Source organism: Streptomyces botrytidirepellens, assembly GCF_003721215.1.
In the GTDB taxonomy this organism is placed as follows: Bacteria; Actinomycetota; Actinomycetes; order Streptomycetales; family Streptomycetaceae; genus Streptomyces; species Streptomyces himastatinicus.
The window spans coordinates 1-8,511 of record NZ_RIBZ01000734.1 but is presented as its reverse complement, the minus strand read 5'-3'; the positions used below and the strand labels follow the sequence as shown (position 1 = coordinate 8,511).

Genomic DNA, 8,511 nt, shown 5'->3' with positions numbered 1-8,511 from the left:
GCCGGTGGCCCCGGCGCCCTGGTCCGGCTGCACCGCATGCTGGGCCCGCACCGCCGCCCGCACCCCGCCCTCCGGCTCGCGGTGGCCACGGGCGCCGTGGCCCTCCCCCTGCTGCCCGTGGTGGTGGGCTGCGCCCCGGGGATGATGTAGTCACCCCCGGGGCACCGCGGCTCAGAGCCGTCAGAGCCGGTCGAGGATCTTCCGCAGGGTGGTCACCTCGGCCGACTGGTTCTTGATCACGTCACCGGCGAGCTTCTTGGCGGTGGCGTTGCGGCCCTTCTTCTGCTCGTCCTCGGCCATGGTGATCGCGCCCTTGTGGTGGTCGATCATCATCTGCGCGAAGGCGCGGTCGAAGGCGGCACCCTTGGCGGCCTCCAGCCGGTCCATGTCCTTCTGGGACATCATGCCGTCCATGCCACCCGAGCCGTGGTCCATGCCGCCTGATCCGTGATCCATGCCGGGCATGCTGTCCTTGCCGCCCGAGGAGGGCGAGACCGGCTTGCCCCAGGACTTCAGCCAGGACTTCATGGTCCTGATCTCGGGGTCCTGGGCCTTTTCGATCTTCCCGGCCAGGGAGGTGATCTGCTTGTCCCCGGCCCGGCCGTCGGCCAGCTTCGCCATCTCCAGCGCCTGCTGGTGGTGCGGGATCATCATCTGCGCGAACGAGACGTCCGCGTCGTTGAAACCACCCGGCGCCGGGGTGGCGGTGGCCTTCGCGGAGGCGGAGGAGTCCTTGCTCCCGTGGTCCATGCCCTTCATGTCGTCGTTGCCACCGCAGGCGGTGAGCAGCAGCCCACCCGTGGCGACGATGCCCACCAGCGCCAGGCGGCGGTGTCGGTAGTTGATCATGCCGATGTACCTCATGTCGTGTGTGATGTCGGTGTTCTGCGGGGTGGCGGCGGTACGGCCTATATCCGCAGGACCGACAGCGTCGTGAGGTCGGGTCTCGGCGAGGGAGGGACGGGCCGCGGGACGGCGGCCACCGGTGCGGAGCGGGGCAGGGCCGGGCCACGGCGCCGCACAAAGGCGGCCCGCAGCACGGCCGTGAGCACCCATGTACCGAGCACCGCCACGCACAGCGAAGCCATGTCCATCCCGGCCATGGGCGCGGACTGAGTGTCGTGCGAGGTCATGGCGGGCCGCTCGGCTCGCACCTCGCCCCCCGTCGCCTGGTGCATCCCACCGGAGACGTGTGCGGAGGCATGTACGGCAGCGCCCGGGCCGCCGTCGGGGTGGCCCATGGAGTGCATCATCAGCACACCGAGCGCGAGCAGGACGACGAACAGGAGGCGGCGCAGGACACCGCCCGCTCGTACGCGTCCGCTCGTGCGCATGCCGTCCCCTTCCGACGATGACGATGACGGGTAGCCCGTCGCGCTCACCTTACTGCTAAGGCAATTAGTACACGAAGGGGCCCCCGTCAGCCGCCGTGGGCGGGGGCCGGGCGGGTCAGCCCTCCCGCCAGTCCAGCTTGATCAGCATGTTCTTCGCCTCTTCGGCCACCTCGGTGTCGGCGACCACGTCATAGCGCGCGGCCACGATCTGGCTCCGGGAGGAGAAATCGTGGCGCCCACCGGTCAGGGCATGTCCGACGAAGCCCGCGATGGCACCGAAGGCCGCGCCGTAGAGGATGCCGCTCAGGATCAGCACCAACACGCTGTGGGGCCCCTGGGCGAACACCGACAGCAGCAACCCGATCAGCAGACCGAACCAGGCGCCGGTACCCAGTCCGGCGAGCGCGGCGCGGCCGCGGGTGAGGCGCCCGAGCACCGTCTCGACCATGCGCAGGTCGGAGCCGATGATCGCGATGTGCTCGACGGGGAACTTGTTGTCGGACAGGAAGTCGACCGCGCGCTGGGCGGCGGCGTAGTTCGCGTACGAGCCGACGACCGGACGGTCGACCACCGCCGACGGCAGTTGCTGGGTCATCGCAGAACTCCCTCCGCGGCGCATTGATAGCGCCATCGAGGATGAAACGCTTGAAAATGCGGACATATTCTTACTAGAGACACTGACCCCGAGGGCCGGGCCAGTCCGTCCGGGCCTCGATCCGGGCCTCGCAGAGCGCAGGTGATCGCGTGGGTGTAGACGATCGGCACCCGGCACAGGACCACGCCCCGACACAGGACCGTGCCCAGGCGCAGCAGCACGCCACGACCCGGGAGGCGGAGCGGGCCCGGCTGCGGCTGCTCGAAGCCGCGAGCGCAGGTCTCGGCGACGCGGAGCTGCTGCGGCTGGCGCTCGACCATCTGGTGTCCGGGCTTCAGGGCCTGGGCGGCATGGCACATCTGCGCAGGCCGGACGGGCTGGGGCTGCGGCTGGTGGCCACCAGCGGCATCAGCGGTCCGCTGCTCAGGGCGTGGCAGGACATCGAGTGGGGCGAGTCGGTCGCTCCGATGACCGCCTTCCACGACGGCGCCGCCCTCTGGGCCGCCGACCCGGCCGAGCGCGGCCCCCTCGCCCGGAGCATCCCGCCCGGGGTGTGCATGGCGGCCTTCCCGGTGCCGATGAACGGCAGGCCGCCGCTTGCGGTGCTGTCGGTGCTGACGTCCGCACCGCGGGCGGGCGACGCGGCCCAGCGCGATCTGGCCCGTACGGTCACCGGCTGGCTGGCCGGGCGGCTGCGGCTGCTGGGGACTGCCACTGCGGACGCCGACCGCGACCGGGTCCGGCAGCCGGAGGAGCAGCGGTCCGGCCCCTGGGTGCAGCGGGCGCTGCACACGGCGCGGATCGGCGCCTGGGAGTGGGATCTCCGCGGCGCCACCCTGACCTGCGACGACCAGGCGCAGGCACTGCTGGGGTTCGAGCCCGGCAGCTTCGACGGCCAGGTCAACACCTGGCTGGGCGCCATCCACCCCGAGGACATGCCCTGGGTGCAGGCGGTCTCCACCGCGGAGGCGCTGCGCGGCCGCAGCGAGTACAGCGTCGAGTACCGGGTGCGGCAGCCCGACGGGGCGTACCGCTGGGTGCAGGCGCGCGGGACCGTGGCCGCCCGGACGGACGGTGTTCCGGCCCGGGTCGTCGGCACGCTGTGGGACATCACCGAGACCCGCCGCTCCCGGGACGCCTTCAGCCGCGCCCTGCGGTACATGGGCGACGGGTTCCTGGTGGTCGACGAGGACGGGCGGATCACGTTCGGCAACATCGAGGCCGAGCGTTTCCTCGGGGCCTCCGGGGAACTGCGGGGCCAGGTGCTGTGGGACCTTCCGCGGGCGCGGGCGATCGGTGTGGAGCCGCGGTTCCGGCGGGCGGCGGCGGCGCGGGCGCCCATCGACTTCCATGCCCGCTGGCCGCGCAGCAACCGCTGGTACCACGTCCGGCTGGTCCCGGTGCCCGACGGGATGACGGTGCACATCACGGATGTCACCGACCGCCGGGCGCTGGACGCCGAGCGCTCGGCCGCAGCGCACGCCGCCACCGAGCGCGCCACCCGGATCGCCGAGCTGACCAGTGCCTTCGCCGAGGCGCTGACCACGCAGGACGTGGTGAGGGCGGTCGCGGACCGGGTGCTGCCGCCGTTCGGGGCGACCGGGCTGATCTGCCAGCTCATCGAGGACAAGCGGCTGCGGGTGGTGGGTGCCACCGGCTACTCGGACGCGTTTCTGAGCTTCCTCGACAACATCCCCGTGCCGCCGGAGGCCCCTCTCCACACGCCCGTCGTCCAGATCCTCGGCTCCCGCACCCCGCTGTTCATCTCCTCGCCCGAGGACTACGCGAAGCGTTTCCCGGAGGTGGTCGGCTATCTGCCGCTGAGCGCGAAGAAGGCGTGGGCGTTCCTCCCGCTGGTGGCCTCGGACCACCGGGCCGGCTACTGCGTCGTCTCGTTCGACCGGCCGCGCCACTTCAGCGACGAGGAACGCACGCTGCTCACCGCGATCAGCGGGCTGGTCGCCCAGGCGCTGGAGCGGGCCCGGCTGTACGACGCCGAGCACACCCGCGCCCAGGAGCTCCAGCGCGGGCTGCTTCCCCGTACCCTGCCCGCGCTGCCCGCCGTCACGGCCGCCGCGCGCTATCTGCCGGCCGGGGAGGGCATGGAGGTGGGCGGCGACTGGTACGACCTGATCCCGCTGTCCGGGGAGCGGGTGGCGCTGGTCATCGGCGACGTGATGGGCCACGGGCTGTCCGAGGCGGCCACCATGGGGCGGCTGCGCACCGCCGTGCACACGCTGGCCGATCTGGAGCTGCCGCCGGATGAACTGCTGACCCATCTCAACGATCTGGTGGGCGCGCTCGGCGACGACTTCTACGCCACGTGTCTGTACGCCATCTACGATCCGACCACCAGCGTGTGCGCCTTCGCGTGCGCGGGGCATCCGCCGCCCGCCATCATCCACCCCGACGGCACGGTGCACTCCCCCGGCTTCTCCCCCGACCCACCGCTCGGCGCCGCGACCCCGCCGTTCGAGACGATCGAGGTGCAGCTGCCGGAGGACAGCATCCTGGTGCTGTGCACGGACGGGCTGATCGAGTCCGCGACCCGTGACATCGACCGCGGCATGGCGTACCTCTCGCGCATCCTGGCCGACGCGCTGGCCAGGACGCCGGATCTGCTTCCGCGTCCGAGCTCCACCGGTGACGGCGGTTCGGCGGTGGACGAGGGCGACGGACGTGTCCTCGGCCAGCTCGACCGGCTGTGCGACACCCTCGTCGCCACGCTGCTGCCCGAGCAGTCGCGCACCCAGGACGATGCGGCGCTGCTGGTGGCCCGGACGCATTCGATGGCCGCGGACGACATCGCGTCCTGGCGGCTGCCCGATGCGCCGATCGCCGCCGGGGAGGCCCGCCACCACGTCCGGGACCAGCTCGGCGCCTGGCAGCTGGACGAACTGGCCATGACCACCGAGCTGCTGGTCAGCGAGCTGGTCGGCAATGTGGTCCGGCATGCCAAGGGCCCCATCAGGCTGCGCCTGCTGCGCAGCCGCAGCCTGATCTGCGAGGTGTCGGACGGCAGCCCCACCACGCCGCGGATCCGCCGGGCCTCGGACACCGACGAGGGCGGGCGGGGCCTCCAGCTGGTGTCCGCGCTCTCCCACCGCTGGGGCACCCGCTTCACCCCGACGGGCAAGTGCATCTGGGCGGAGCAGCCGCTGCCCGCGGGCTGATCGCTCAGGCGCCCGGGCGGCCGGACACCTCACCGGCCAGCGCCTCGATGTCCGCGGCGGTCGCCCGGTCCGGGTCGCCCACGGTCATCCGGGAGGTTCCGGCGGGCAGCCCGCGGGCCGTCTGGGCGTGCTTGATCCGGCCGATGCTGGGGCCGAGGAGACCGACCGTGCGGTCCACCAGGTCCTGGAGCGCGGCGAGCCGGGCCGGGTCGGTGGTGTCGTCGCGCAGCGCCGCGGCCAGGTCGAGGAAGGGTTCGGGGAAGGCGGCCGAGCAGCCGGAGACCACTCCGGCGCCACCGGCGGCCAGGACGTCGGCGAGCCGCTGGTCGTTGCCCGAGTAGACCTCGAACTCCTCGGGGAGTTCGGCGCGGTACGCGGCCACCTCGGTGGAGGGGGTTCCGCTCAGCTTGACACCGGCCAGCCCGCACGAGGCGGCCACCTTGCCGAACTCCACCGGGTCGACCGTCAGGCCGCTGCGCTCGGGGAAGAGGTACGCGTACAGCTGGGCGTCCGGGGCGGCGAGCCGGATGCGGCTGAAGTACGCCTCCAGCTCGTCCGCGTTCGCGGGCAGGTAGTACGGGGTGAGCGCGGCGATGCGGCGGGCACCGGCCGCCACGGCGGCCCGGGTGAGCCGGACGGCGGTGTGCGCGTCGGCGGCGCCGATGTGCGCGATCACGCCGTCGGTGCCCGCCTCCTGCAACGCGGTCTCGATCAGCAGCAGCCGTTCGCCCTCGCTCAGCGCGGGGAACTCTCCGGTGGTCCCGGCCACGAGCAGCTGTCCGGTGGTGCGGGCGGCAAAGCCGTACTGGGCGCGTGCCGCGTCCAGGTCGAGATCGCCACTCGGGGTGAACGGCGTGGTGAGCGCGGTGACGACGGTGCGCTGACGGTCCATGTGCGTGACTCCTCACTCGGAAAACCGTTATCCGTTTTCGGTTAACCGTTGACAGCGATCGTAACCGTGGCGAAAACTCATGCCACCCCCCAGGGCCCACAACATCACTCCAGGAGCCGCATGTGATGTCCGAACATCTCGTGACCCTGTACCACCTGAACGATCTCGGCGCCGACGAGCTGCGTCGGCTGCTGCCCGCCCATCCCGAGCTGCGCATCACCGAGATCGGGCCGGACGAGGACCCGCACGACCACCGGGACGCGCTCGCCGACGCGACGATCGTCCTCGCCCCGCTGGAGAAGGAGCGCCGCATCACCGCGGAGCTGCTCGACGGAATGCGGCGCTGCCGCCTCGTGCAGTCCGTGGCCGTCGGATTCGACGGCGTCGACCACCTCGCCGCCGCCGAGCGCTCCATACCGGTCGCGAACCTGCCCGGCTTCAACACCGACGCCGTGGCCGACTGGACGGTCGGCGCGCTGCTCTCCCTCCTGCGCCGCTACGCGGCGGGTCACGCGAAGATCGAAGGCGGTGGCTGGGGACCCGAGGGGCTGCGAGGGCGCGATCTGTCCGCGCTCACCGTCGGCATCGCCGGGTTCGGCAGCATCGGCCGCGCCGTCGCGCGCCGCCTCGACGGTTTCGGAAGCGACGTCCTGGTGCACGACCCGGTGCCCTCCGAGCCGGACCGTACGTATGTGGGCCTGGACGACCTCGCCTCACGCTCCGATGTGCTCACCCTGCACATGCCGCTGAACGAGGCCACCCGTGGTGTCGTCGGCGATGCCCTGCTGTCCCGGATGCCCCGGGGGAGTTATGTCCTCAACGCCGGACGTGGCGGTGTCCTGGACGAGGACGCGCTGGTCAAGGCCCTGGACTCGGGGCAGCTGGCGGGCGCCGCGCTCGATGTGTTCGCCGAGGAGCCGCTGCCCGCGGACTCCCCGCTGCGCGGCCGCTCCGATGTGCTGCTCACCCCGCACACCGCCGGGGTCACGGTCGAGGCGTACCACGCGATCCGGGCACGGCTCGTCGAGAGCGTGGACCGGGTGCTGTCGGGCGAGGCCCCGCGGAACGTGGTCAACGGCGTCATCAGCAACAGCGGCGGCGTCCGGCCACCGGCGGGGGTGTGAGGGCGATGGCTCTCGGCAAGACCTCCGCTCAGGCCCCGGTCACCGCTCCGAAGAGACACGGCGGACGCGTGGGCAAGGTCCGCTTCGTCGTTCTCGGGCTGCTGTTCGCGGGCATCACGATCAACTACATCGACCGCGCCACGCTCAGCGTCGCGCTGCCGCACATCACCGATGACCTCGGCCTGTCCGACAGCGTCGGCGGACTGCTGCTGTCGGCGTTCTTCTGGACGTACGCCTTCGGCCAGATGCCCGGCGGCTGGCTCGCCGACAAGGTCGGCCCGCGCATCATGCTCGCGGTCGCGAGCCTGTGGTGGGGGCTGGCCACCGCGGCCATGGGCATGGCCCGTGGCGTGGCGTCACTGGTGGGGCTGCGCGCCCTGCTCGGCCTCGGCGAGGCACCCAGCTTCCCCTCCAGCGCCAAGGTGGTCTCGCGCTGGTTCCCGGCCTCCGAGCGCAGCTTCGCCTCGGCCACCTTCAACAACGGCAACGCGGTCGGCGGCGCCCTGTCCATCCCGCTGGTCACGCTGGTGGTCACCGGCCTCGGCTGGCGCTGGGCGTTCGCCATCGCGGGCGGTCTCGGTGTGCTGTGGGCGCTGGGCTGGTGGCTCTACTACCGCGACCCGAAGGAGCACCGGAGCCTCGGCGCCGCGGAGCGGGAGTACATCGAGTCGGGGCAGGAGAAGGAGACGGCCGAGGAGGCCGCGGCGAGCGCCCGGATCGGCTGGCGGGACCTGTTCCGCTTCCGGATGATCTGGGCGATGATGCTCGGCTTCTTCTGCGTCAACTTCGTCGCCTACTTCTTCATCACCTGGTTCCCGACCTATCTGGTGGACGAATACCACCTCGACGCGCTGTCGTTCGGGTTCCTCGGCATGATTCCCGGCATCGCGTCCATGCTGGGCGGCTGGTCCGGCGGGCTGTTCTCCGACTGGCTGGTGCGGCGCGGCACCGAGCGCACGAAGGCGCGGAAGATCCCGCTGGTCGGCGGGCTGCTGGGCACCTCGGTGATCGCACTCGCGGTCATCTCGCCGGGTGTCGGCACGGCGCTGACCGCGCTGTCCGTCTCCTACTTCTGCTCCACCTTCGCGGCGGCGAGCGTCTGGGCGCTGCCCGCCGACGTGGCCCCGACGGCCGCACACGTCGGCTCGATCGCCGGGATCCAGAACACGGCGGCCAACATCGCGGGCATCCTCTCCCCGCTGCTGCTCGGCGTGCTCAAGGGCATCACCCACTCGTTCATGCTGCCCCTGACGCTGGCGGGGTGTGTGGCCCTGCTCGGCGCCGCCACCTACGCGTTCCTGCTGCCGAAGGTCGAGCGGCTGAAGATGGCGGGGTGACAAGGGAGTCGGAGTGACGGGGCCGGGGAGCCCCCGCCGCGCCGGGAATCGGCGCG

7 protein-coding genes are annotated in these 8,511 nt (G+C 72.0%); 3 read left to right on the top strand and 4 right to left on the bottom strand.

The features are described from left to right. Positions 1-180 precede the first annotated feature (180 nt). The 3 genes from EEJ42_RS37460 to EEJ42_RS37455 all read right to left on the bottom strand — a co-directional run bounded on the left by EEJ42_RS37460 (position 181) and on the right by EEJ42_RS37455 (position 1,929). Positions 181-849 carry a DUF305 domain-containing protein gene (locus EEJ42_RS37460; RefSeq protein WP_246097622.1) on the bottom strand — a complete coding sequence of 223 codons (669 nt, stop codon included), beginning with the start codon at positions 847-849 and terminating at the stop codon, positions 181-183. A gap of 59 nt (positions 850-908) precedes the next feature. Beyond that, on the bottom strand, positions 909-1,334 hold the full coding sequence (locus EEJ42_RS51390; RefSeq protein WP_184503463.1) for a DUF6153 family protein: 426 nt from the start codon (positions 1,332-1,334) through the stop codon (positions 909-911). A 115-nt stretch (positions 1,335-1,449) separates the two neighbouring features. After that, the gene (locus EEJ42_RS37455) at positions 1,450-1,929 is read right to left on the bottom strand and encodes a YflT domain-containing protein (RefSeq protein WP_123106644.1); all 480 of its coding nucleotides are present in this window, start codon (positions 1,927-1,929) and stop codon (positions 1,450-1,452) included. A 149-nt stretch (positions 1,930-2,078) separates the two neighbouring features. On the opposite strand from EEJ42_RS37455, the gene EEJ42_RS37450 reads away from it, so the two are divergent. Continuing rightward, complete coding sequence (locus EEJ42_RS37450) at positions 2,079-5,102, top strand: SpoIIE family protein phosphatase (RefSeq protein WP_246097621.1); 3,024 nt, start codon at positions 2,079-2,081, stop codon at positions 5,100-5,102. 4 nt (positions 5,103-5,106) lie between these two features. On the opposite strand, the gene EEJ42_RS37445 is transcribed toward EEJ42_RS37450, so the two are convergent. Next, positions 5,107-5,994 carry a dihydrodipicolinate synthase family protein gene (locus tag EEJ42_RS37445; protein ID WP_123106643.1) on the bottom strand — a complete coding sequence of 296 codons (888 nt, stop codon included), beginning with the start codon at positions 5,992-5,994 and terminating at the stop codon, positions 5,107-5,109. Between the two features lie 125 nt (positions 5,995-6,119). Here EEJ42_RS37445 and EEJ42_RS37440 point away from each other — a divergent pair, with 125 nt between their 5' ends. Together EEJ42_RS37440 and EEJ42_RS37435 are read left to right on the top strand one after the other, a co-directional pair. After that, complete coding sequence (locus EEJ42_RS37440; protein ID WP_123106642.1) at positions 6,120-7,118, top strand: 2-hydroxyacid dehydrogenase; 999 nt, start codon at positions 6,120-6,122, stop codon at positions 7,116-7,118. A 5-nt stretch (positions 7,119-7,123) separates the two neighbouring features. Beyond that, entirely contained in the window at positions 7,124-8,455 is a 1,332-nt protein-coding gene (locus tag EEJ42_RS37435; RefSeq protein ID WP_123106641.1) for an MFS transporter, read from the top strand. Positions 8,456-8,511: the final 56 nt, after the last annotated feature.